At 35.4% G+C, this 25,865-nt stretch carries 14 protein-coding genes; 5 read left to right on the forward strand and 9 right to left on the reverse strand.

Going from position 1 to position 25,865, the window contains the following annotated elements; translation table 11 throughout:
* The first annotated feature begins 16 nt into the window (after window positions 1–16).
* From Q0857_RS00930 to Q0857_RS00940, 3 genes are all read left to right on the forward strand, one after another.
* Window positions 17–1,702 carry a SusE domain-containing protein gene (locus tag Q0857_RS00930; protein ID WP_298530809.1) on the forward strand — a complete coding sequence of 562 codons (1,686 nt, stop codon included), beginning with the start codon at window positions 17–19 and terminating at the stop codon, window positions 1,700–1,702.
* Between the two features lie 90 nt (window positions 1,703–1,792).
* The gene (locus tag Q0857_RS00935) at window positions 1,793–5,137 is read left to right on the forward strand and encodes an alpha-amylase family glycosyl hydrolase (RefSeq protein WP_298530811.1); all 3,345 of its coding nucleotides are present in this window, start codon (window positions 1,793–1,795) and stop codon (window positions 5,135–5,137) included.
* The gene (locus Q0857_RS00940) at window positions 5,137–5,850 is read left to right on the forward strand and encodes a hypothetical protein (RefSeq protein WP_298530813.1); all 714 of its coding nucleotides are present in this window, start codon (window positions 5,137–5,139) and stop codon (window positions 5,848–5,850) included. The genes Q0857_RS00935 and Q0857_RS00940 overlap by 1 nt, the downstream gene beginning before the upstream one ends.
* Window positions 5,851–5,949: 99 nt before the next feature.
* On the opposite strand, the gene fsa is transcribed toward Q0857_RS00940, so the two are convergent.
* Window positions 5,950–6,606 (reverse strand): fructose-6-phosphate aldolase, encoded by a 657-nt coding sequence (gene fsa / locus Q0857_RS00945; RefSeq protein ID WP_298530816.1) that lies wholly within the window; start codon window positions 6,604–6,606, stop codon window positions 5,950–5,952.
* 3 nt (window positions 6,607–6,609) lie between these two features.
* Window positions 6,610–8,658 carry a transketolase gene (locus Q0857_RS00950; protein ID WP_298530819.1) on the reverse strand — a complete coding sequence of 683 codons (2,049 nt, stop codon included), beginning with the start codon at window positions 8,656–8,658 and terminating at the stop codon, window positions 6,610–6,612.
* A 310-nt stretch (window positions 8,659–8,968) separates the two neighbouring features.
* On the opposite strand from Q0857_RS00950, the gene Q0857_RS00955 reads away from it, so the two are divergent.
* Together Q0857_RS00955 and Q0857_RS00960 are read left to right on the forward strand one after the other, a co-directional pair.
* Window positions 8,969–9,967 carry a glycosyltransferase family protein gene (locus tag Q0857_RS00955; protein WP_298530821.1) on the forward strand — a complete coding sequence of 333 codons (999 nt, stop codon included), beginning with the start codon at window positions 8,969–8,971 and terminating at the stop codon, window positions 9,965–9,967.
* 3 nt (window positions 9,968–9,970) lie between these two features.
* Entirely contained in the window at window positions 9,971–11,329 is a 1,359-nt protein-coding gene (locus Q0857_RS00960; RefSeq protein ID WP_298530823.1) for a GH1 family beta-glucosidase, read from the forward strand.
* A 17-nt stretch (window positions 11,330–11,346) separates the two neighbouring features.
* On the opposite strand, the gene Q0857_RS00965 is transcribed toward Q0857_RS00960, so the two are convergent.
* The 7 genes from Q0857_RS00965 to Q0857_RS00995 form a co-directional block, all read right to left on the reverse strand.
* Window positions 11,347–12,981, reverse strand: a complete 1,635-nt coding sequence (locus Q0857_RS00965) for a hypothetical protein (protein WP_298530825.1) — start codon at window positions 12,979–12,981, stop codon at window positions 11,347–11,349.
* A 446-nt stretch (window positions 12,982–13,427) separates the two neighbouring features.
* Window positions 13,428–15,149, reverse strand: coding sequence for a hypothetical protein (locus tag Q0857_RS00970; RefSeq protein WP_298530828.1), 1,722 nt, complete (start codon window positions 15,147–15,149; stop codon window positions 13,428–13,430).
* A 4-nt stretch (window positions 15,150–15,153) separates the two neighbouring features.
* Window positions 15,154–16,317, reverse strand: a complete 1,164-nt coding sequence (locus Q0857_RS00975) for a mandelate racemase/muconate lactonizing enzyme family protein (RefSeq protein WP_298530831.1) — start codon at window positions 16,315–16,317, stop codon at window positions 15,154–15,156.
* The gene (locus tag Q0857_RS00980; protein WP_298530834.1) at window positions 16,314–17,231 is read right to left on the reverse strand and encodes a dihydrodipicolinate synthase family protein; all 918 of its coding nucleotides are present in this window, start codon (window positions 17,229–17,231) and stop codon (window positions 16,314–16,316) included. The genes Q0857_RS00975 and Q0857_RS00980 overlap by 4 nt, the downstream gene beginning before the upstream one ends.
* A 44-nt stretch (window positions 17,232–17,275) precedes the next feature.
* Entirely contained in the window at window positions 17,276–20,695 is a 3,420-nt protein-coding gene (locus Q0857_RS00985; protein ID WP_298530837.1) for a VCBS repeat-containing protein, read from the reverse strand.
* A 100-nt stretch (window positions 20,696–20,795) separates the two neighbouring features.
* A complete protein-coding gene (locus Q0857_RS00990) occupies window positions 20,796–22,595 on the reverse strand; it encodes a RagB/SusD family nutrient uptake outer membrane protein (protein WP_298530840.1) in 1,800 nt (599 codons plus the stop codon).
* Between the two features lie 21 nt (window positions 22,596–22,616).
* Window positions 22,617–25,700: a TonB-dependent receptor gene (locus Q0857_RS00995; protein WP_298530843.1), complete on the reverse strand. Its 3,084-nt coding sequence runs from the start codon at window positions 25,698–25,700 to the stop codon at window positions 22,617–22,619.
* Window positions 25,701–25,865: the final 165 nt, after the last annotated feature.

Below are 25,865 nucleotides of genomic sequence, written 5' to 3' on the forward strand. Positions count from 1 at the left end.
AATAAAGAAAATTAAAATGAATACATTTATAAAAAAATTAAGCTTTCTTTTTCTTTCACTAGCTTTAGTATTTACGGCCTGTGAAAATGAAGAAACGTTAAATCTAACGTCTCCTGACCCTGCATTAACATTGCAACAACCAGGTATTAGCACCGTATTTTTAAATTTCTCCTTACCAGATAATCCAGCATTTACTATTTCTTGGAATGACGATCTTACTGAAGGTGGGACTTATAATATTGAAATGGATACAGCATCTGATTTTGGAGCAGCCAGTACTATTGGAACTTCAGAAACAAATAGTTTTACTATGACTGTATCTGAATTTAATAATGCCATTGTTAATACAGGTGTAGAAACGTTTAAAGACATCCCTGTTTACATGAGGGTTTTAGCTAACGGAACGGTTTCGAATAGTATATTAATGCTTGCAACAACCTATCCGGTTAATGCTCCTGTAATTACTACCCCTACTGATGGTTCTTCTTTTGTGCTTTCAATTGACAATAATAATGATCTTGCAACATCTGTAACGTGGACAGATCCAATATTGGATTCATCATTAGATATGGATATAGAATATGTTGTTGAAACCGCTTTAGCTGGTACTGATTTTGCCTTACCTATTGAAGCTGGAAACATAAGAAACCTAAGTACTATTGATTTAACACATGCTCAATTAAATGCAGCTGCCATTCAAAGTGGTATTGAACCTGATACAACAGGTGATCTTGACATGAGATTAGCAGCAACCATTACAGACATATCAACAGGTAGTGTATTAGAACGAATCTCTGATCCAATTAAAATCACTGTGTCTACCTATATGACGTCTTTAGACTTATCTACACCATGGGGCGTTGTAGGATCAGGTGCAAATGATTGGGGAGCAACTCCTGATTTGCCATTCTTTACAACGGAAACTGAAGGCGTATTAGCGGCTTATGTAAACCTTATTGATGGTGAAATTAAATTCAGACAAAATAATAGTTGGGATGCACCAAATATTAATTACGGAGATAATGGCGCTGATGGCACCTTAGAAGAGGGCGGAGCAAACATTCCTGTAACCGCAGGTTCTTACAAAATCACTATGGACTTGAACACATTAACATACACTATTGAACCTTTCTCTTTAGGTATTGTTGGAGGTGCCTATAATGATTGGGGAGCAACACCTGATTTCATGTTAGATTATGATCAATATTCAGATGTATTTAGAGGTATTGTAACCCTAATTGACGGTGAGATGAAGTTTAGAATGAATAACGATTGGGGAACCAATTGGGGAGATGATGGAGTTGATGGAACTTTAGATGAAGGTGGCGCTAATATTGTAGTAACTGCTGGAATATACATTGCTACTGTTAACTTAAATGATATGACTTATACATTAGAACCAATAGACTATGTTTGGGGACTAGTAGGAGGCGCATATAACGAATGGGGAGCAACTCCAGATGCTCAATTTAATAGGGATTGGTCTAGGCCTTTTGATGATATTTGGATTTTAAATGATGTAACGCTTATTGATGGTGAATACAAATTTAGAGCCAATAATGATTGGGATGTAAATTATGGTGATGACGGCGGAGATGGTATTCTTGACTCAGGTGGAGCTAATTTAGTTACAACGGCTGGAACGTATTCATTTGTTCTTGATTTTACTGACCCAACAAAACCTACCTATACCAAAAAATAGAATTAATAGCATTAAAAAAGGCTGATATCCATCAGCCTTTTTTTCCTTATACACCTATTTGCTTTGCTTAATTCATCAAAAATAATAGTCATGAAAAAATTAATACTTTTTACTTTTATCTTATTTGGACTCTCGATGGCCGCGCAAGTCACGATCTCTCCAAAGGCATTTGAAGTAACTGATGAAATTACAATTACTGTAGATATTAATAGTACGGCTTCAGATTGTAACCAATTAGATTCACCGAATAAAGTTTATTTACATTCAGGCATTGGAGATGATTCAAATGCGTTTGGCTACAGCGTGGTTGGTAATTGGGGACAAGATGATGGCATTGGACTCATGACTAGTAATGGCGACGGAACCTATAGTATCATCTTAACACCGTCAAGCTACTACAATATGACCACAGAACAACAAAATACAGCTACCCAACTTGGGCTAGTATTTAGAAATGAATCAGGAAATCAAGAGCTTAAAGATAATGGATGTAATGATTTCTTTGTTGACTTAGGGTCATTTCAATTATTTTTAAACGCACCTAACGTAGCGTCTACGGTTTTAAACGCAGGAGAAGCGCTATCCATTGAAGCCACGGCTAGTTTAACTGCCGATTTCACCTTGCTTGCTAACAATATTGTTGTGGACACTAAAACGCAAACCACAACTTATACTAACGATTATACGGTAAATGAAACTACAGCATTTGAATTAAGAATATCCAATGGTGTTAGCAGCGACACTAAATCCTTTCAAGCTATTGTAAAGCCCACTGTCACTGAATCTCCTGTACCAAGCGGACTATTAGACGGCATTAATATTAACCCGGCAAATAACTCGGAAGTTACTCTGGTTTTATATGCACCTGGGAAAGATTTTGTTCATGTTATTGGCGACTTCAACAATTGGACGATTGATGACACGTTTTTAATGAAAAAGGACAGTGATAAAGACCGCTTTTGGATTGAACTCAACGGCCTTACACCACAAACAGATCATATGTATCAATATGTAGTTGATGCTAGTATTTACACGGCTGACCCCTATTCACCTGTAGTACTAACCGAATCAAACGATCAATACATTGATGAGATTACGTACCCAAACTTGCCTGCATATCCTACAGGAAAAACAAATCATTCTGTTACTTTACTTCGTACGGGAGACGCGCCTTATAATTGGCAAGTGCCTAATTTTGTTAGTCCAGATAAAAATGATCTAGTTGTATATGAATTACTAATCAGAGATTTTGATAAATTACATAGTTTTGAAGCGGTAAAAAGCAGATTAGATTACCTACAGGACCTAGGTATTAATGCCATAGAATTTATGCCACTTAATGAATTTGACGGCAATGAAAGTTGGGGTTACAACCCATCTTTCCATATGGCATTAGACAAATATTATGGGACACAAAATGCTTTTAAAGCTCTGATTGACGAATGCCACCTGCGTGGTATGGCGGTTATTGTAGATGTCGTTTTCAATCACGCTTCAGGTCAAAATCCATATTATAGATTATGGAATACTAATAATGGCGACTATGGAGGAACAGCATCAGCAGACAGTCCGTTTTTTAATCAAGAAGCCACCCACAGTTACAGTGTCTTTAACGATTTCAATCACAGCAGCCAAGCTACACGAGATTATGTAAAACGTGTGTCACAGTTCTGGATTGACGAATATAATATTGATGGTTACCGCTGGGATCTCACTAAAGGTTTTACTCAAAACTGTACACCAAATAATGAAAGCTGTACTGGATCTTACCAACAGGACCGTGTAGATGTTTTAAAACTATATGCAGATGACCAATGGGATATCAAAGACAACTTTTACGTGATTTTTGAACATTTAGGTGGAATTACCGAGGAAAAAGAATGGGCTAACTATAGAGCTAATGAAGGGAAAGGCATTATGCTTTGGAACATTTTAAATCATGAATATAGTAATGCAACCGCTAAAGATCCTGCTTCTAATTTTAAAAATATTTCATATAAAGAAAAAGGATTTGACCAAGCATCCTCCTCCATTGGATACATGGAGAGCCATGACGAGGAACGCATTATGTATAATAATATAACATCTACTGAATCCAATGGAGATTACAAGATTAGTGAATTACCAACAAGCTTACAACGCACAGAAACTGCAGGTGCATTTTTCTTTACCGTTCCTGGACCAAAAATGATTTGGCAATTTGGTGAGTTGGGTTATGACATATCCATTAATGAAGGTGGCAGAACAGGAAACAAGCCCATATTATGGGAGTACTATGATGACCCAGACCGAAAAGCGTTATATGATACGTGGTCTGAATTAATTCGCCTAAAATTAGAGCAGCCCATTTTTAAAACCACTGACTTCACAATGAGTACAGGTGCTTCCAATGGGTTAAAAACAATTCACTTAAACTTAGCGAACGCTGCTGGTGAAAATATAAAACACATTACAGTTATTGGGAATTTCGGACTTACTGCTCAGAATATTAATCCTGAATTCCAACAAACAGGCACTTGGTATAATCTTCTTGGACGCAACACCCCCTTGAACGTAACAAACACTAAAACCCCTATTAATTTAGAACCAGGCACTTTTATTATTTACGGTGACAAACCTTTTATTAATCCTGAAGACCTAGATAGTGATGGCGTATTAAATGCCAACGACCAATGTCCAAACACGCCTTTTGGAGCTACTGTTGATGCAAATGGTTGTGAAATTTTCAGTCTTCCAAAAAACAATTTTAGAATTCAAATATCAGGAGAGACCTGCCGAAATAGTACCAACGGGATAATTGGTATCATGGCTCTAGAAACTTTAGATTATAGCGTCAAGATTAATGGTAATGATAATAGAGATTTTACTAACAATTTAATAATAGAAAACTTAGAAGCTGGGAACTACGAATTATGTTTCACGGTTAAGGATGAAGCAGATTTTGAAATGTGCTTTAATGTTGCTGTGACCCAACCTGAAAATTTATCAGTATTCTCTAAGGTGAGCAGCAGCAAAAATCAAGTTGCGCTGAATATGTATGGCAGTAGCTCCTATAGCGTTACTATTAACGGCGTAACCCGTCAAACGTCGGAATCAAATATTAATTTAGATTTACAGCCTGGAGAAAACACCATTCGTGTTAGCACTAATAAAGATTGTCAAGGCACTTACGAAGAAACCATTTTCTACGGCGGTGAAATGATGGCATATCCTAACCCCATAAAAAACAATAATATTCTCAATATATATTTAGGAGATCTAAACAATACTGCAGGTACCATAGAAATATATTCCGTACTTGGAAAACTCATTTACACAGAAAGTACAAACAGTAACCAGATAAGAATAAGTACAGATAGTTTTAGCAAAGGTTTATACCTTGTTAACGTAACTAGTGGTACAATTCAAAAGAGCTTTAAAATAATTAAGAACTAATGAAAAAGTCATTTAAATATTTAGCGGTAGGGTTGATCCTTAGTTTTTACTCAAGTTGCAGTAGCAGTGGTGACAGTCCTGCTCCTCCAGATCCACCAATTGAAGTTACACCGCCCAATTCGGCAACCTTAGTTTTTCCACAGGAAAATTCTGAATGTACGGAAGGGTCTAATTTAACAAGTACTGAAAGTACTATTCTATTCAATTGGAATGATGCCGACCATGCTACAAGTTATAAAATTTATGTAAAAAATTTAGAAACTCAGACCATGGCAAATTACACCTCAGATGTTTCTGAAAAAAGCGTCACACTATTAAGAGGGACACCTTATTCATGGTACGTTGTTTCAGAAAACTCAGGAACCGAAACCGCTGATAGTGCTACTTGGAAATTCTATAATGCTGGAGAAGCAGCCTCATCTTACGCTCCTTTCCCTGCCGAATTAAATAGTCCTATTTACGATCAAATGTTTGATGCGGCAACAGTAAATGTAACTTTAGAATGGACGGGAGAAGATGTGGATAATGACATTAAAGAATTTACCATATTGTTGGGAACAGATACAAATCCATCGACAGTAGTTAGCACAACAAATAATAATAGCATAACCGTAACTGTTGCCTCTGGAAATAGTTATTACTGGCGGATTATCACGACAGACGAGGAAAATAACTCATCAGAATCTCAGATATTCAAATTTAATATAGAATAAAAATTAGTTTAGTTTGTAGTTAATTGCAAAAAGCTTCTCAATTCAAGATAGCGTACTTGAAAAAGAGAAGCTTTTTTATGTTATAATCTAACCTAGGCTTTAACTATTTCCTTTTTTGTAATCTGCTAAAAATTTAGCTAAGCCAATATCAGTTAAAGGATGTTTCAATAAGCCCTTAATAGACGACAATGGGCCAGTCATCACATCACTACCTAATTTCGCACAATCAATAACATGCATGGTGTGACGCACAGATGCTGCTAAAATTTGAGTTTCAAATCCATAGTTATCATAAATCTGTCTAATTTCGGCAATAAGGTTTAATCCATCTGTAGAAATATCATCTAATCGTCCAATAAATGGAGACACATAAGTAGCACCTGCTTTTGCTGCTAATAAAGCCTGCCCTGCAGAAAACACCAACGTAACGTTAGTTTTTATTCCTTTATCTGAAAAATATTTGCACGCTTTAATACCATCAGCAATTAAAGGCAGCTTAACAACAATCTGAGGGTTTAAAGCCGCTAAAGCCTCACCTTCTTTAACCATACCTTCAAAATCTGTAGAAATCACCTCCGCGCTAACATCGCCTTCAACTATATCACAAATCTTTTTATAATGTGCTATAATATTAGCTTCACCTGTAATACCTTCTTTTGCCATTAAAGATGGGTTTGTTGTTACACCATCTAAAACACCTAAAGATTGGCCTTCTGCAATATCATCAAGGTTTGCTGTATCTATAAAAAATTTCATTTATTATTTTATTAAAACGTTACTATTTAAATATTCCATTACGTTTTGGCTTACTTTTTCTCCTGTAAAACCAAACTTATCATCTAACACTTTAGCTGGAGCTGAGTACCCGAAGTGATCTACACCAAATACTTTTCCGTTTTGACCAACTAAACCTTCTAAATTCACAGGCAAACCAGCCGTTAAACCATACAATGGTTTGTTGGTAGGAATAATGCTTTCTTGATATGCCTTAGATTGTTGTCTAAATACACCTTCAGATATAATAGAAGCAATATTTACTTTTAATCCTTCTTGGCTTTCAAGGATATGAGCAGCTTCAACTAAGGTCGAAACTTCCGATCCGTTTGCTATAAGAACAACATCTGGATTTTCAACTTCTTTCACTAAGTAACCCCCTTTTTCAGCTGCTAAGGCCTCTTCATATCTTGATTCACCTTGAGGCTCGATATCTTTTATGCCTTGTCTAGATAATATTAAACCAGATGGTGTATTTGTATTTTCTAAAGCCATTTTCCAAGCCACACTAGTTTCAGCTGAATCTGCGGGACGCATTGCTAAGAAACTATTTTTACCGCTATGATTTTTAAGCTTTTCTAGTAATCTAATTTGTGCTTCTTGTTCAATAGGTTGATGCGTTGGCCCATCTTCCCCTACTCTAAAGGCATCATGTGTCCAAACATATTTCACACCTAACTCTTGAATGCCACTTAATCGTATCGCTGGCTTCATGTAATCTGAAAACACAAAGAATGTAGCTACCACAGGAATAACCCCGCCATGAAGCGCTATACCATTCGCTATACAAGCCATAGTTAATTCAGCAACCCCAGCTTGTAAAAATGAACCGCTAAAATCACCTTTCTGTAGTGCTGATGATTTCTTTAAAAACCCATCTGTTTTATCACTATTCGATAAATCTGCCGAAGACACAATCATGTTTTCCACATTTTCAGCCAAATAACCTAAAACATTTGATGAAGCTACACGTGTAGCTAAACCTGGTTTATGCGCTATTGACGAAAAATCTAGTTCTGGAAGTTCTCCTGACAAGAAAAAGTCTAACTTCGCTGCTAATGCTGAATTTTCTTTTCTCCAAGCATTAATCTCTGCTTTCTTTTCAGAAGCCTTTGCTGTTTTCGAAGCTACTAAATCTTTATAAAAGTTACTTACGTCACTATAAATATCAAATGGGTTGTCAATATCAGCCCCCAAGTTTAATAACGTCTTTTCGTAATCTGCACCTGTTGCTCCTATTGGTTGACCATGTAATTCACAATAGCCTTCAAACATACTCCCATCAGCAGTCACACAGCCTTTACCCATTATAGTTTTACCAATAATTAAGGTTGGTTTTTCAGTCTCGCTATTAGCATCTGTTAATGCTTTTCTAATCTCATCATGGTTGTGAGCATCAATCGTAACAACTTTCCATCCCCAAGCTTCATACTTAGCAGCAGTATCTTCACTTGTTACCTCATCTGTAGAAGTAGACAACTGAATGTCGTTAGAGTCAAAAAACATAATGAAATTACTCAAGCCTAAATGCCCTGCAATTCTACCTGCTCCTTGAGAAATTTCTTCTTGAATTCCTCCGTCAGAAATAAAACCATAGACTTTATGATTCATCCAATCTCCAAAACGCGCTTGTAAAAACTTAGCTGCTATTGCCGCTCCAACCCCCATAGTATGCCCTTGACCAAGAGGTCCAGACGTATTCTCTATTCCTCTAGCAACATCAACTTCTGGGTGACCAGGAGTAATTGAACCCCATTGCCTGAAGTTGGCAATATCGTCTTTCGCATAATTTCCTAAAAGATAATACTGCGCATACATTAAAGTAGATAAATGACCCGCATCCATAAAGAAACGATCTCTAAATGCCCACGTCATATCAGACGGATCATAATTAAAAAACTCTGAATATAAGATGTGCATAAAATCTGCACCTCCCATAGGGCCACCGGGGTGACCTGATTTTGCCTTTTCTACCATAGCAACAGCTAATGCTCTTATATTATCTGCCGCTTGTAAATTAATGTCTTTGTTCATTTTTTTAATTATGATTATTATTTAATGGACTTTAAATAAGCTCTCTAAAGGATAAATTACTTCTAAAAAGCATACATTTTGCAAATATATAATCTTTAACTTGTTAGGACTTATAAAAGTTAAAATTATTTAATAACACCTGTTAACATCTATAGATCTAGACTAAACAAGTTCATTACATTTTTTACAACATAACACTGATTAATTAATAATAACACTCTCTTAACTATAACGTAAAATGTGAACGACCTAACGAATCCTTTAAATTGTTAATCTTACACATTCTAAAATTGGAAACAGTATTACCACTATGAAAATACTTTACGCCATTCAGGGTACTGGTAATGGACATTTAAGTAGAGCTAGAGATATTATCCCTATTTTAAAAAAGAAGAATATTGATTTAGATATTCTTATTAGTGGAACTCAGGCAGATATTGATATTCCTTATCCCATAACCTACCAATTTAAAGGACTTAGTTTCATATTTGGCAAAAAGGGGGGAATTGATATGTGGAAGACTTATTTGAGGGCAAACACCCAACGTTTACAAAAAGAAATAAATAATCTTCCAATAGAAACCTACGATTTAGTAATTAATGATTTTGAACCAGTCTCTGCATGGGCGTGCAAACTAAAGAACAAACCTTGCATCAGTTTAAGCCATCAAGCTGCTGTGCTCGCCTCGAAATCACCCAGACCAAATAAAAAAGACCCCTTTGGAAAATTTGTTTTGGAAAAATACGCCCCTACCACCAAACAATATGGTTTTCATTTTAACAGCTATCAGGATAATATTTTTACTCCTGTCATTAGGCACGACATAAGGTCAATGTCATGTAAAACAAAAGGTTATTATACAGTTTATTTACCCGCCTATGGTGATGAAAAAATTTTAAAAATACTTATATCGATTAAAAATGTGAATTGGGAGGTATTTTCTAAGCATAATAAAAAAATAATTAAAAGAGAAAACGTCATTATACAGCCTATACAAAACCAGAGTTTTATTAACAGCATGGCGAATAGTAGTGGCGTACTTTGTGGTGCTGGGTTTGAAACTCCTGCCGAAGCTCTATATATGAAAAAAAAACTATTAGTTGTCCCGATGAAAGGCCAATATGAGCAACAATGTAATGCCGCCGCTTTAAAAGAGATGGGGGTTACCGTAATTAAATCGTTCAAAAAGAAACACATCAATAAAATACTAAATTGGATCGAAGAAGACCATATTGTTGATGTTAATTACCCAGACCAAACCGAATCCATTATCAACCAACTACTTCGGGAAAATTTAGTTTCCAGTTAAAACATGTCGCTACATACTGATTTCAATTTAACTAGCCTTGATTTTGGATCTGACTTTATTTGGGGTGTTTCTACAGCCGCTTACCAAATAGAAGGCGCTCATGATTTAAACGAGAAAGGGATATCTATTTGGGATAATTTCACTTGCAAAAAAGGAACTATTTACCGTAACCAAAATGGTAATGTTGCTACAGACTTTTATCACCATTATAAAGAGGATATCCTGCTTATGAAGTCCATGAATATCCCAAACTTTAGATTCTCTATTTCATGGTCAAGAATCATTCCCAATGGTACTGGGACTATAAATATGAAAGGCATTGAATTTTACAATAACGTTATTAACTTTTGTTTAGAATGTGATATTACCCCATGGGTAACTTTATATCATTGGGACTTACCTCTTGCCTTAGAAAATGAAGGTGGTTGGACGAATAGAAACATTATTGGATGGTTTAAAAACTATACCGAAGTATGTGCACGTCATTTTGGCGACCGTGTTAAACACTGGATGGTTCTAAACGAACCGATAGTGTTCACAGGAGCTGGATACTTTTTAGGCGTTCATGCTCCTGGAAAAAAGGGATTAAAAAACTTTTTACCCACCGTACACCATGCTGTGCTTTGTCAATCCATTGGCGGACGAACATTACGTCAATTAGTCCCAGATAGTACTATTGGCACAACGTTTTCCTGCTCACAAACAACACCCTATAAAAACACCAAGAAGCATATTTTAGCTGCTCAAAAAGCAGACACCTTATTAAATAGACTTTTTATAGAGCCGGTTTTGGGTCTGGGTTATCCTGTAAAAAGAGTCCCTATCTTAAATCGTTTAAAAAAATATATTAGGCCTGGTGATGAATTATTAATGGCATTTGATTTCGATTTTATTGGCATTCAGAATTATACGCGTGAAGTAGTAAAACATCATTATTTTGTACCATATATAAAAGCGCAAATAGTAAAAGCTTCTAAACGTAAGGTTAATCGAACTTTAATGGATTGGGAAGTTTACCCTCCTAGTATCTACAACATGATTAAACAATTTAATAGATATCAAAACATCCCAAAATTGATTATCACTGAAAACGGCGCATCCTTTGAAGACCAAATTACAAACAATGAAGTTAACGACCAGAAACGACTTAATTACTATAAATCATATTTGAATGAAGTTTATAAAGCAAAGAAAGAAGGCTTAAAAATTGATGGTTACTTTGCCTGGACCTTTACCGATAACTTTGAATGGGCTGAAGGCTATAGAACAAGATTTGGATTAGTTTATGTCAATTTTAAAAATCAAAAACGCATAATGAAATCTTCCGGAAAATGGTTTAAATCATTTCTAAGGCAAGCCTAACCGCAAATGATTATGAATTATTTTTTCTTTTTCTTCTTTTTATGCAGAAGGTTTTGAATCCCTTTTTTTGGAACTATATATGTAAAACCTTCGATTAAACCATGAATAATGTAATTTATAGGTGATCTATATATATTTCTTTTATAAGAATAGGTAGCGGTACTGTATTTTTTATCTCCTGGCATATTACTTGGATGAATGGCCGCATTTGCAATTGCAGACTCAAATGCTTTTCGCTTAGGCTTGTCATTATCTTGTTCTTTTAAGACTTCCAAACTCAAATCTTTGTAATCAAAAACCAAATGATTTCTAGACCATACGTTATCTGCCTCCATATTATACTGAATACGCTGTATATCCCCAGTTAACATTTTCACACCAATAAGAGGCTTTAAAGTACTATTAAAATCTGAAAATTTCATATTAGTTACACCTACATCAACCTTAAATGTTTGTTTTTTGTAAGGTGCTTGCAAATCTAGACTTAAGACAGCTTTGTTCTCTAAAGTAGCATTTATACTGGCCTCAAGAGCCACTACTTCTTCTTGTCGTTTCGTTTTATTAGTTATACCTGTAATTTTTCCATTAATATCTCCAATTATAATATACCCAGTTTCAGGTTTGTTTAGTCCGAGTTCACCATAAGCCACAGACGAATTATATATGCTAATAGAGTCTAATTCTAAATCAATAGGAATTGCATTAATCATGCCCTGAAACATAGGCTTAGTAGTGTCTTTTAACCTTGGTAAATTCTTGTTTCTTTGAAGTTTTATCTGCAAACCCTCAATAGTGACAGATTCAGCATCAATATCCAATTCAGTATAAAACTCACTTGAAGGTTCTAGTTGATGAACCCCAATTTCTTTCGCTTCAAATTCAATAATATCATTTTGAAAACCAATTTCTCTGCTTACGGCTACCCAATTTTTGTTAAATCCTAATTCAACGTCATTTAACAGCACTTGCTTTTCTTTCAGGTCGTATTTGAATCGACCTAAATTCATATATGTATATTCGTTTAATTGTATATTAACACCTTCAATATTAACTCTAATATCTCCCAATTGAAATGGAATAAGATGATTAAATTGCATGGCATCAGTTTCAATCTCTGTAGCGAAAATATCAACGCTTTCAACTGCTCCTAGCTCCTCTTTTGTTTTAGCATCTAAAAAAACCAAAGAACCCTTTTTCAGACTAAAACTAGTTAAATTAGCTCGAGACAGAATATCTCCAAACATAGCTTGTAAACCTTTACCGCCTTTATTTCGTGTTGAATCTTGAGTAACCTCAACTTTAAAAACAGGTTTATTAAATGCTATTTCACGAATATCTAATCGTTTACCAAACAATAACTCCATCCATTGCAAACCATTTAATGTTGCAAAATCTACATCACCGGTAACAACAGACCCTCCTTTATACTGAAGAGGCTCAATCTTAACCTCCTTAAGAGTAACTCCTGTAAAGAAGTTATCTAAGTCAAAATCTTCATAAACTATATTATAAGCACGCTCGGGGTTTTTATTAATTCTGTTTTCAAAATTTATTTCAAGCCAAACTTCTAATCCTTTAGAAACAATAACAAATAACACACCTAATACTATAAAAACCTTAAAGATTTTTCGTGTAGTAATACTTACATTCATTAAAACCGACTTTATTTAATTAAAAAGCAGAGAAATCGCTTAAGTTAAAGATACTATATATTTAAGCAGCATACAATAAAAACAAAAAAGTCGAAGATCTATCTTCGACTTTCCTTTTATGAAGCGCGGGCGGGGAGACTCGAACTCCCACACCTCGCGGTACTAGATCCTAAGTTTGTATATATACCAAAGAAACATAAATATTCTTATTTTCAATGTTTTATATTTTACCTCTTTTTATTAAAAGTCATTTAATATCAGTTGATTTCAACATTTGTTGTTCTCAAAAGAGGGAATAAACCCTTATCGAATTGAAGAGCCCGTATCGGTATACAAAGAAGTTTTCAACAATCTAAAATGGAGTTTTTTTGCCTCAGAACATTTAATAAAACAAAGCTCAAAATGAGATATTGACTAAGCAGTCATATTATTTTCACACTAAATTTTTACGTGCCTAATGCTTTCTTAGCTTTGGTAAAAGACCTAAAAGCTAAATAAGCAATAACAGTTAAAGCTATTGAAAATAAAAACATTAAACTTTTATGTTCTGTATTTAAAAAAGCTAAAACAGCTATTGCCAAAGCAATAATAAAAACAGTAATTGCAATCATTTTAAGAGGCATTAAAGATGCTGTTGACGCTTTTTGAGCTTCAAATTCCTGTTTTAAACTTAAAGCTCTTGCCCAACCTTGATTTTCTTTTTTACTCAAAAATTCGAAAGCTAATAACATGACAAACGGAACTATTATACCAGACATCATATCTGTTATACGTTTATTTTCGGCTATCCAAAGCACAACAGGTTCGAAAAAATTATAATCAGTTAAAAAACCACCATTAGATAAGGCAAACTTAATAATGTAGGCCGAAATAAATCCAGTTATAGTAGTTATCCATATAGCCCTTAAACCTATTTTCTTTGAAAATAAGCCCCAAATTGATGGTAATATTAATGGAATATAAAGTAACGTATTAATATCTATAATGAAATCTGTATAACCGTACAAAGGAATTAGCAAAGCTCCTGCAACAACTATTCCCCCTAAAATTATGGTAACTCCTCTACCTACATTCACTATGTTTTTCTCGCTAACAGTATTTCCTTTTATTCTTTGATATATTTCTGTAAATGATCCTGCAAATACGTTAAGTCTAGTTGTAGCCATACTAGCTGTAGCCGATGCCATTGCAGCAATCATTAAACCTATCATTCCTACTGGTAATACTTCTTGGCAAGCCAAAATATAGGCTTGTTCTGTATCCACATTTGGTTTAATAACTCTATATACTAATGGAGGAATCATCCAGAACACAGGACTAATAATATATAGTCCTCCTATCAAATAAGCTACTTTTTTAGCATCTTTAGCTTTTGGCACACATACATAACGTTGCACAAAAGCCCATTCACCTCCCATAGCAACAAAGTTAATAGTTACCCAGCCTATCATAAACCACCAAGAGTATTCTTCAACTACTGGAGAAAGAAATCCTTCGGGAGCCCTTTCTATAAAAGCACTGATTCCCCCAACTTCACCAAAAATTAACGGAATAACAAAAATCACCGAAACCGAAAGAATTATAAACTGTAAAACATCTGTAACCAGAACAGCCCATAATCCTCCTGAAAAGGCAATGATAACAACTATAATACAAACTATGATTGATGTTATGGTTACGGATAAATATCCTGTGGTAGGATCTGCTAAAAGATGCCCTTCCGATAGTGGCATAAGTGCACACACAACTTTTGAAAGTGCATAAATGGAGCCTCCTGTAACAAACATCACTAAAAGCCCTTTTACCCATGTGTAAAATTGTACTATGGAAGCTCCATATCTGGCATGAAGAAACTCAGATGCAGAATTTACCCCAGCTTTACGCCAAACCCCAGCAATCCATCGCCCTACAAGTAAAGCTGCAATACCATAACAAAGGTTAATAACAATCGCAACAACACCATATTTGTAGGCTATACCTCCCCAAATCACGAATGTTCCGGCAGAAAAGCAGGTCATAAAAGCAGATAAGCCTGAAACCCACCAAGGCGACTTACCACCGGCAGCGAACATATCCTTAGAACTTTTCATTTTCCCAGAAAACACCATGCCTGCAACAACGATTCCAATAGCATACAATATTATTACTATGTAATCTATTTTGTTCATATCATTATTTCTTAAGAAGTGAAATTGTATATTCTGTAGGCTCTACGCCCAAGCCTGGTTTGTCTGATATACTATATAAACCATGCTTCACTTCTATACCTTCTGTTATTAAATGTTTATTTCTATCAAAGATTGTATGTTGGTATTCATGGGACTTAATATTCTCTAGAGCAGAACTCGCTTGTAAACTAGCTGCCAAGAAAATACCTGAACCAATCGTTGCGTGTGGAATTATACTTAAATTATGAGACTGAGCAGCTAAACCTATTCTCATAAATTGTGTCATACCAACATGCCCCATTTCTGGTTGGACGATATGAACTGCATCAGCATCAATTCGTGCTTGTGCATCATAAACGGTTCTCCATTCTTCCCCTACTGCAACTGGTGTTTTAACTGTACGGGCAATATGCGAAAGTCCTTTTATATCTTCTGTAGCTACTGGGGCTTCTGCAAACCATAATTTATATGGTTCCATTTCAGCAATTTTTGAAATAGCTTCTGCCGATGTTTGATTCCAATGCATATCACAGGCTATTTTTACCGAATCCCCTAATGCCGTTCTAAGAGCTTCCATTTCTTGATTTAGATTATCTGCTGCTTGTGGGGTGGCAAATTTAAAGCTATGAAATCCTTTGTTCTTCCAAGACAATGCCAATTGAACTCTTTTTTCTAATGTTGGTTCTGGCAAACCCGAAACATAAGCTGGTATTTCTTTTCTTCTTTGGCCTCCTAAAAGTTTAGATATTGGTAAACCCGCTATTTTTCCACAGATGTCCCATAAAGCAATATCTATTGCTGCCAATGCATCGTGATAATAACCGCCACTATATTTCCTGAAACGCATCATATTATATATGTCTTCATAAATAACGGAAACATCAAAAGGGTCTTTATCCTCAACAAAATCAGACATAAAATCGTTAATTAGTGCCATTGTTGCTTCCGGAGCAATGAGACCATAGGTTTCTCCCCATCCAACTACTCCAGAATGCGTTTCTATACGCACAATAATCGTTCTATCTACAGTTGCGTATACCGTTTTATTACCCTCGCGAACAAAATACCCTTTTTTATTAGCCTCTTCTCCTTTTTTTGCATCTCCTAAATAAGGTTTGTCTCTTGGAATGGTTAATGAAAAGGCCTCAACTTTTTTTACTTTGCTCATAATGTGAATTCTTTTTGAGTGTATTTTGAAAGGTTTTTAAGCTGAAAGTCTATTTCCTTTTTATCTAAATCATCTAATTCTGGAAGTGGCGCTCTTACAATAGTGTTTTTAAAAACACCTTTTCTCGTTAACACATACTTGGTAAGCCTCATTCTGTATATGGCCTGAATAATGAGCAATGGAAGTGATTGTGTATATATTTCTCGTGATGTTTCGATATCTCCAGTCTTAAAAGTGTTCCACATCATGACATGTAAATCGGTAATTTCTGCGGCGGGCATCGCCCCAATAACACCACGGTTCATTTCATCTATAATATATCTGGCTCCACCACCCCCGATAACACCTACTAGGTGTTTTGGAGCATTATCTATTAGTTCAGTAATTCTAGCTCCAGACGGCAGTGTTTCTTCTTTTATATATTTTACCTGCTCAATTTCAGCAGCAATTCTACAAATAGCCTTTGGCGATAGACCTGCTCCTATAGGTGTTGGTGCATTTTGAAGAATGATGCTTACTTTTGGAACTCGCCTTGCTATTTCGGACATAAAATCAAGTGCTCCTTTTTCGTCATTTGCGTATTGATTAGGAATTAAAATCATAGCTGCATGACAACCAAAAGGTTCCGATCGCGAAATGTTTTGCGCTATGGTTTCAGCATCTCCTTTGCCCCCACCACAAATAAGAGGCAGTCTGCCATTGTTAACTTCATGAATTTTTTTTAGTAAAGCTAATCTTTCTTCTGCTGTTAAATAGTCATATTCACTAGCAACCCCAGGAAATACTAGAGCACTTGCACCAGACTCGATACAAAATTCCGTTATTTTTATAATTGAAACCTTGTCAACTGTTCCATCTTCGTTATAAGGTGTTGGTATAACTGGAAGAATACCATTTAGCTCTATTCTATTCATTATTTACTATTATAATATTTGATTAACACTATTTTTTAATACTACTATTTTATTTTTAAAAGCTGAAGATTACAATTATTCTTCAAAACTAAAAGCCCCAGTTCATTAGTTCCGAGATTAATTTTTTTGACATTAATAACTTCTCCTTCAACAAAAAGACCGCTATCAATGTTAGCCAGACTTTTTAAACCATTCTTTTCCTGCAATAAACAAAGACCATAACCCGCATCTTGTCTCGGTGTTTCCACTTCAAAATCGTACATATTTCCAAAAAGAAGCGCATCTTGTAAGCCATTCCCATTCAAATCATGATTTATAATGTTCTTGATTGCTGTGGTTTGAGCTAACCCATCTAAAGGCTCTATAGAAAATGTTCCCTTTCCATCATTTAAAAGAATACTATTGGCAAACCAATAAGCATTATATTTTAAAGCGTCTTCAATATTATCAGAACCATAAACTTCTTCAAGTTCTGCCATTGCGAAAGAATGATAACTAGGGTATTTTTTCTTAATAAACGGCATTTGTTGCGAACTACACTGCCTCCCTCTTAAAGGGTAATTTTTTCCATTTTGATGATAGCCTAATACTATGTCTAAGGTTCCTGTTTCATCAAAATCCTTAGCATAAATTTGGAAAGGTTTCTCTTTTGAAGCTTGATATTTTGAGTTTAACCCCAAATTGCCCACTATAAAATCCAAATCGCCATCATTGTCAAAATCGCCGCTACTTAATCCAAACCACCAACCAACATAGTTCTCCAATGCTTTATTGCTCAAACTTTGCGATAAAACGCCGTTGTTATTCTTAAAAACGACAATAGGCATCCACTCCCCAACTACAACCAATTCTTTAGAGGTGTCAGAATCTAAATCTACCCATTGGGCATCTGTAACCATACCAATTTTTTCAAGGCCAAGGTTCTCAAGTTTTACAAATTTTAACTCATCCGTTGAAGAATCATTTCTAAGTAAATAGCTAGTTCCTGGCAGCGGGTATTGCCCTGGATTTTGTCTTCCTCCAATAAAAAGGTCTATATCTCCATCGTTGTCAAAATCATAAGGGCGCACTACAGAACCACTAAATCTCAATGTATTAGGAAAAGGTATTACAGCCTTCTTAAAAATGCCTCTTTCGTTAATGTACAACCTATCTATATAAAACTTTGACTCTAAATCGTATTCATTGCCGCCGCTGACCACATATAAATCTAAATCCCCGTCATTATCGGCATCAAAAAATAAAGCGTCTACATCTTCAAAATCTTCATCAGACTTAAAAAGTGCTTTATTTATTTTTGAAAAAGTACCACCTTTCTGTTGCAGGAACAATGCTCCTGAAAAACCTTTTGCTCCGCCAACATAAAAATCGTCAAAACCGTCATTGTTTATATCTCCAACAGCCAAGGCTAAATTTTCTTCAGACATTTTATGAGGTAATAATGATTCTCTTTTAAAATCATTAAAGTCATTTTGGGAAATAAAATGATTTAGTCCACTTGATCTTGTAATATCTTGAAACTTATATAATGGTTTTATAGGAGTCCTATCCCGTTTAGAAGCTTCATCATATTTTAGTATTACTGTTTGATTGGACTTAACATTATTAATTTCTTGCGAACTACCATCTGGCCAAATAACCTCCAATACTTCTATATTTCTCTCATCACCTAAACCAAAATGTAAAATGGAACTTACAGAAGACTGAAACCCTCTAGTAAAATATTGTTCCTGTGTTTGCTCTCCACTTGTAGTCTTTAAAACGATACGCGCTCCAATTCCAAATAAATTATTTTTGGCTCCTTTAAGTTTTACCTTTAAAAAATTTCCAAAACCATTTTCTACACTATTGTTTTTATAGATTGAAGCAACATCATCCATATTATTTGTAATGATTTCAACATCGCCATCGTTGTCTAAATCGGCATAAGTCGCACCGTTTGCAGCAGTTAATTTTTCTGAAATCCAAACATTGTTCTTTTTATGAAATGATAAATCTCCTAAATTCTCAAAAAAGTAGTTTTCCTTTTTTCTGGATGGCATTCTACGAAGAATTCTATCATCCCTTTGTTGCTCTAATAAAGGAATAACATTCTGAGGCGCCTTTTTTATTTTTTCTAAAAATTCAGATTCTTCTTTTTGACGGTAATGAATAAAATCTACATTCCTAAAATCTCTTTTAATTCCGTTGGATACAAATAAGTCTTTATCTCCGTCATTGTCCATGTCAAAAAACAGTGGCCCCCAACTCCAATCTGTGCTAGAAACTCCGGATAAAAAAGCAATATCAGAGAATAATGGCGTACTATCTCCTGACATGACACCATTGTTTAACTGAAGGGTATTGTACATATATTGATGATGGAAACCTTTCTTAACAAAGCTTTTAAAACGCTCTGGATTCATACCACTCATACTGGCTTTAATACCATAATTATCCTCCGAAACCATATCCAAAGTCATAAAATCCAACCAACCGTCATTGTTAAAATCGACTATATCATTACCCATTGAAAAGTTTGATGTATGCCCTGTTGCCTCTTTACAAACCTCTTTAAATGTGCCATTTTTTTGATTCAAGTAAATCCTATCACTAGAGGCAAAATCCTGACTTACCAAAATATCGGGCCAAGAATCATTATTTAAATCGCCTATTGCCAAACCTAGACCAAAACCAATTCCATCGTTAATAATTCCTGCTTTATCAGATACATCAATATACTTTCCCTCAACATTCTCAAACAACCGATCACTTGTAAAAGGAGATTTTCTTTTTTTGTAACCATCTAAATTATAAAGGACTTTGGTATCTGTATTATGATTTATTAAAAACATATCCAAATCACCATCTTTATCAAAATCAAAAAAAGAGGCTTGCGTTGAATAATGAGGTAAATTAAGCTGGTATTTTTTTCCTTGCTCTTCAAAAACAGGCACACCATCGTTGTTATTCCCTAAATTAATATAGAGTTTATTTTCTCTTGCCTGAGATTGAATAAAAGGTCCTGAACGGCAAACATAAATATCAAGTAATCCATCAGAATTTATATCAACAATTGTAGATGCCAACTCAAAACCAGGAAATCCTTGAACATTGGCTGTTTCGGTTACGTCTTCAAATTTTAACTGCCCCTTATTTATGAATAACTTATTACTACCTTGATTAGATATAAAATATAAATCAATTAAACCGTCGTTATTAAAATCACCCGCAGAAACGCCAGCACCATTATACATATAATCATAGTTCAAGGCATTCATTTCAAAACTCTCTTGAAGTTCATTAATAAATGAAACACCACTTATAGAGTCGCTTACAAATTGAAATAAGCCTGTTTTTACTTTAATTTCTTTGCCCTCCATTTTAGCAGGTAAACTGTTGTTTTCTTTACAAGAAAAAACTATTAGAAATAGAAAACCAATTACAATCCAATCTTTTTTTATCCTAAAGAATGTAACACCCATACTCTAATAATTAAACTTATAAATTAGATAGGGGGCAATAGTTGCCCCCTAATTACTTACTAACTAAAATCAAAATGATTTCTAAACAAAAAACTAACTTTTAATAATTTGGGTTTTGAGGCATTTGTAAGCCATTACTCTGAGCAGCCTGAATTTCAGCATCAGGTATTGGCCATAAATAATCTCTATCAGCATTAAATACCCTAACTTCCAACTCTCTATAGTCTAAATTACCTTTTTCAACTCTTGGTTGAGATGGAGCCCCAGGATAAGTCGCAAAATCATCTTGATCAATATCTGGAGTTAATCCTAAGTCCCCGCCAATTTTACTAAAACCATTAGCAGGACTTCCAAACGCGATAGTATTTAAAACTTTTTCTGCAATCCGCCACCTTCTAATATCAAATAAACGGAACCCCTCATCAGCTAATTCTACTTTACGTTCTCTACGAATTATTCTTCTAAGCTCGGATTGGTTCGTGGTTGTAACTGCGGGATATGTAATACCAGAACCTCTATATGCTCGCTCTCTTATTTGATTAATCGCGTCCAATACAGTTTGATCAATTTGATTGGCTTCAATTTTAGCCTCGGCATAGGTCAATAAAGCTTCTGCGTAACGCATTATAATAACAGGGTGTTCACCAACACCTGCCCATATTCCTGTTTCACCTGTTAATGTAGGTTCGTCAGAAAATTTCTTCCAAAAATAGCCTGTAAAAGACACAAAACGATTTGCTCCACCGGAGCTGTAACGATTGCCGCTAATAGGATCAACGATACTTACTCCTGCTGGATTAGTTGAGTTAGGGTTATACACTCGCTCTGTTTTAATTCCGTTCTCTACTTTCCATGTTGCTAAACTATCACTATGCGTTTCGATAACATGGCCAGACCAGACTTCTTGAGGTACTGCTATAGAGGCCTTTAATCTTGGGTCTCTATTTTCAAATGGGTGAGCAGGATCAAAACTTGGATCTTCATCTATGGGCAACCCATTTATGGTCTCGTAAGTATCAATTGTTTGTTGTGTTGGTACAAATTGACACCATCCTCCAAAACGACTGCCTTGTCTAACAGCTAATCCATGAACCTTAGTCCCTGTAACATACTGCAAACTTAACAACGCTTCTGAATCATTGATCCCATTTGCGCTAAACAAGGATTCGTAATCATTAGCTAATGTAATACCACTATCCATCACCAATTTCGCTTTTTGAGCCGCTAAAGCGTAATTCCCATTATAAAGAGCTATTCTTGCTGCAAGCGTATTAGCTGCATTTGCAGAAGCCCTTCCCGACTCGGCAGGGTTTAATGGTAAAACCTTAGCTGCATCATTTAAATCGCTTAATAAATTGGCTACTATTTCAGCCTTTGGCATTCTTGGTAGAGGGTCTTGAGAAGACACCGTCATTTCATTATGGAAAGGCACATCTCCGTACAACTCTATTAAATAACTATAAAACATTGATCTTAAGAACAATGCCTCACCACGAATTTCTTCAAATCTTACGGGAGCAGAATTATCTTCTGCTCGTTCCATATTTGCTAACAAAGAATTAGCTCGTTGAATACCTGCATAAAAACTATTCCAAAACCCACGAACTAGGTTATTTGTAGAGGTTAATCCTCCAGTTGTTACCGTCGCAGTTTCCGCTACGTTACCTCGGCTAAAACCTAGATCGGTAGCATGATCCAGAACCTGAGGAAACGGAGTGGCATTTACATAATTTAGTGATTCATAAACGCCAACCAACGCTACTTCTAACTCCGCTTCTGTAGAGAAAAAAGATGAACTATTGGGTGTTCCGGGGTCTTTTAAATTCAATACCTCGTCTGCACAACTCGCCATAGCTATAACTAAAAGGCAAAATGCACATAATTTTTTGATTCTTTTCATTGTTATAATCTTTTTTAATTATTAAAACCCAATGGTCAATCCCATTGTATAAATTTTCATTACCGGATAAAAACCACCATTAGTAAAGTCTGGAACCGTAGGATCCACTCCATCAGGCATTTTATCAAAAGTTAATAGGTTTTGACCAGATAAATACAATCTGAAGTTCTTCAATTTAATTTTATCTAAAAAATCTCTAGGAAGTGTATACCCAATCGTTAAATTTCTCAGCCTTGTATAAGCCCCATTAAACATGTAGGTTTCGTTTACCCTCCAGTTAGGAGAGCTACTATCTGCAATTGCACGTGGATAAGCCGCACCTGTATTTTGCGGCGTCCAATAATCTGTTTGCCACTGCTGAATTTTACCCGCGTTATAGAAAGACCAACCAGCATCTTCCAGCAACACTACATCCCTACCCGATTCTCCTATAAACGATACAGAAAAATCAAAATTCTTGTAAGCCGCTTGAAAATCAACTCCCCAAAAAGTGTTAGCTATTGTACTTCCTATTATTGCTCTATCATCATTATTTATGGTTCCATCTGGCATTCCTGTTAAGTTACCCTCCGTATCTCGTCCATTGGTATCAACATACTTTATGTCTCCTGGTTGCACTGTTCCAAATGCAGGAACTGGCAAATCACTATTCAATACTCCATCTGTAAAATCACTCTCTTGATACAATCCAGCCGATTGTAAACCAAAAATAGAATTCTGCATTTCCCCAACTCTATTTATTGTATTACCAATAACAGGTAGCTCTGTTAATCCATCAGCAAGACCAGTAACTTCATTATTAAACGTAGAAAAATTACCAGTAATACCATAATTAAAGTCTCCAATATTGTCTCTCCATCCTAAAGAAAAATCTATACCTGAATTTGTTACATCACCTGCGTTTCTAAAAGGGACGCCTAAACCTGCACTTGGCGCCACCGTACCAATTTCTAGGATAATATCCTTAGTAGTTCTTTTATAATATTCTGCTGTTAATTTTAATTTACTAGAAAATAAGTTAACATCCAAACCAACATTGAAGTTTTCTCCAGTTTCCCATACCAAAAGTGGATTAGCTAATTGTGTTTGTGCTCCACCAACCTGAGAAGCCCCTCCTAGAACAGTGTCAGCATTTCCTATTCCAAACTGACTTGCATAAATAAAATTCTCAGCTACAGGATTACCATTCGCGTCCGTGGTGAAAATTTCTTGATTACCCAATTGCCCCCAAGAAGATCTAATTTTCAAAAATGTTACGACATCGTTTTCAGGAAAAAAACCTTCATTTGAAATCACCCAACCAGCAGAAAACGAAGGAAATGTTTGCGCCCTGTTACTTGCAGCAAACCTTGAGGAAGCATCTCTTCTTACATTAGCTTCAAGTAAATATTTATCGTTATACGTATAGTTTAACCTACCAAAAACAGATTCTAAACCAAACAAAGTAGCTGAACCTCGGTTAGTCGCACTTTCTGCATTACCGTTGTTTAGGGTTCTAAACTCAGGAACCACAAAAGTTCTTCTAAAGGCACCCCAATTTTCCGATTGCGTTTTTATAGATTCATAACCAGCTAAAGCCGTTAAACTATGATCTCCAAAGCTCTTGTTAAAATTAACTAAGAAATTAAAGTTATCTATAAAAACCTCTGAGGTTGACTTATTTAAACTATTATTAGTAACTAGTTCTGTGTTAGGTTCAGCATCTGAGTTTTCTTTATAAATATAACCAGCAATAAAAGCATCCCGATCTCTGTCCGTATATTGAGGCGAATAAGAAAGTGATATTGCTAATTCATCAATAGGTTTATACGTAGCTTTTAAAATTGCTCTAAAATAATTAGTTATATTTCTATCTAAAGATGTTGAATTAACTATGGCTAGCGGATTATTTCCATTAAAACCAGGCCCCCAACTACCATCGTCGTTAACAGCTACAAATAAAGGCTGATATCTGTATGCTTGTCTAATTGTATTTTCTAATGCTCTTGGTTCATCTCTAATTTCTCTTCTAAAGTTTAAATCAAAAGCAACATCTAGTTTATTACTAATTTTTATATCTGAATTAAATCTACCTGAATACCTTTTAAATTCATACCCTGGCACATTACCCTCTTGATCGAGATAGGAAATAGACCCTCCTAATTTCAATTTATCTGTACCTGCATTAACCCCTACACTATGATACATTTGTAATCCTGATCTCGAAAATATTAAATCAACCCAGTCTGTATCCGGTAATTTCTCTGTACCTACTCCGCTGCCATTCCTATATTTTTCTAAGGTTTCCTCGTCAAAAGAACCAGGTATAGCATCATTAAAGGCCTCCATATACCCCAGAGATCCTAGGAAATCTAATTGTTGAGCAGGAGATTGAAATCCTACATAAGTATTATATGTTGTTGTCACTACTCCTTCTTTACCTCTTTTAGTAGTGACCAAAATAACACCATTTGCTCCCCTTGAACCATAAATAGCTGCTGCTGCCGCATCCTTTAGTACCGAAATCGATTCAATATCATTAGGATCGACACCATTTATATTATCAGGTATGCCATCAACTAAAACTAACGGATCATTTTTTCTGCCATTACCAAGTGTCCCAATACCTCTAATTCTCAAAGTTGCATCATCTGCACCTGGCTGTCCGCTATTTTGAGTTACTGTAAGCCCGGGAACTAATCCTGCAAGGGCTTGCGACGCTTGTGCCACTGGCTGCTTAGTTATTTCCTCTGCTTTCACAACCGATACAGAGCCCGTTAGGTTAACTTTTTTCTGCGAACCATAACCTACAACAACAACTTCATCAAGTTGCGCTGCGTCTTCAAATAAGGTGATTTTAATAGTTGTCTTACCGGCAGTACTAATACTTTGTTTTAGCATACCAATATAAGAGAATACTAAAATTGCGTTTTCTTCAACATTAATTGTAAAGTTCCCATCAAAATCAGCCTGAGCTCCATTTGTTGTTCCTTCTTCCAAGATGTTTGTTCCCGCAAGGGGAATCCCTTGTTCATCTATAACAGTACCAGTAACAGTTTTTTGTTGCGCCCATCCAGCAAAACAAAAACTCAATAGCACCATTACTATGATGTAATTTAGTTTCATAAATTTCTATGTTTAGTTAATTAATTGCGATTAAAATTAGACTTACCACAGCTTGAAAACTGATTTTTTGGAAAAGAAAAAAAAAAACCGTTTCCGAAACCGTTTCCGAAAACCGAAACCGTTTCCGAAATCAACATTTCATGAAAACATATGAAACTTCTAACC

Source organism: uncultured Algibacter sp. (genome assembly GCF_947495925.1).
GTDB lineage: Bacteria > Bacteroidota > Bacteroidia > Flavobacteriales > Flavobacteriaceae > Algibacter_E.

Bases quoted from the DNA above. Each gene is read 5' to 3' on its own strand.
- Q0857_RS00950 (WP_298530819.1), bottom strand. From the start codon at position 8,658: ATGAACAAAGACATTAATTTACAAGCGGCAGATAATATAAGAGCATTA.
- Q0857_RS00990 (WP_298530840.1), bottom strand. From the start codon at position 22,595: ATGAAAAGAATCAAAAAATTATGTGCATTTTGCCTTTTAGTTATAGCT.
- Q0857_RS00975 (WP_298530831.1), bottom strand. From the start codon at position 16,317: ATGAGCAAAGTAAAAAAAGTTGAGGCCTTTTCATTAACCATTCCAAGA.
- fsa (WP_298530816.1), bottom strand. From the start codon at position 6,606: ATGAAATTTTTTATAGATACAGCAAACCTTGATGATATTGCAGAAGGC.
- Q0857_RS00940 (WP_298530813.1), top strand. From the start codon at position 5,137: ATGAAAAAGTCATTTAAATATTTAGCGGTAGGGTTGATCCTTAGTTTT.
- Q0857_RS00980 (WP_298530834.1), bottom strand. From the start codon at position 17,231: ATGAATAGAATAGAGCTAAATGGTATTCTTCCAGTTATACCAACACCT.
- Q0857_RS00965 (WP_298530825.1), bottom strand. From the start codon at position 12,981: ATGAATGTAAGTATTACTACACGAAAAATCTTTAAGGTTTTTATAGTA.
- Q0857_RS00985 (WP_298530837.1), bottom strand. From the start codon at position 20,695: ATGGGTGTTACATTCTTTAGGATAAAAAAAGATTGGATTGTAATTGGT.
- Q0857_RS00955 (WP_298530821.1), top strand. From the start codon at position 8,969: ATGAAAATACTTTACGCCATTCAGGGTACTGGTAATGGACATTTAAGT.
- Q0857_RS00995 (WP_298530843.1), bottom strand. From the start codon at position 25,700: ATGAAACTAAATTACATCATAGTAATGGTGCTATTGAGTTTTTGTTTT.
- Q0857_RS00970 (WP_298530828.1), bottom strand. From the start codon at position 15,149: ATGAACAAAATAGATTACATAGTAATAATATTGTATGCTATTGGAATC.
- Q0857_RS00930 (WP_298530809.1), top strand. From the start codon at position 17: ATGAATACATTTATAAAAAAATTAAGCTTTCTTTTTCTTTCACTAGCT.
- Q0857_RS00960 (WP_298530823.1), top strand. From the start codon at position 9,971: ATGTCGCTACATACTGATTTCAATTTAACTAGCCTTGATTTTGGATCT.
- Q0857_RS00935 (WP_298530811.1), top strand. From the start codon at position 1,793: ATGAAAAAATTAATACTTTTTACTTTTATCTTATTTGGACTCTCGATG.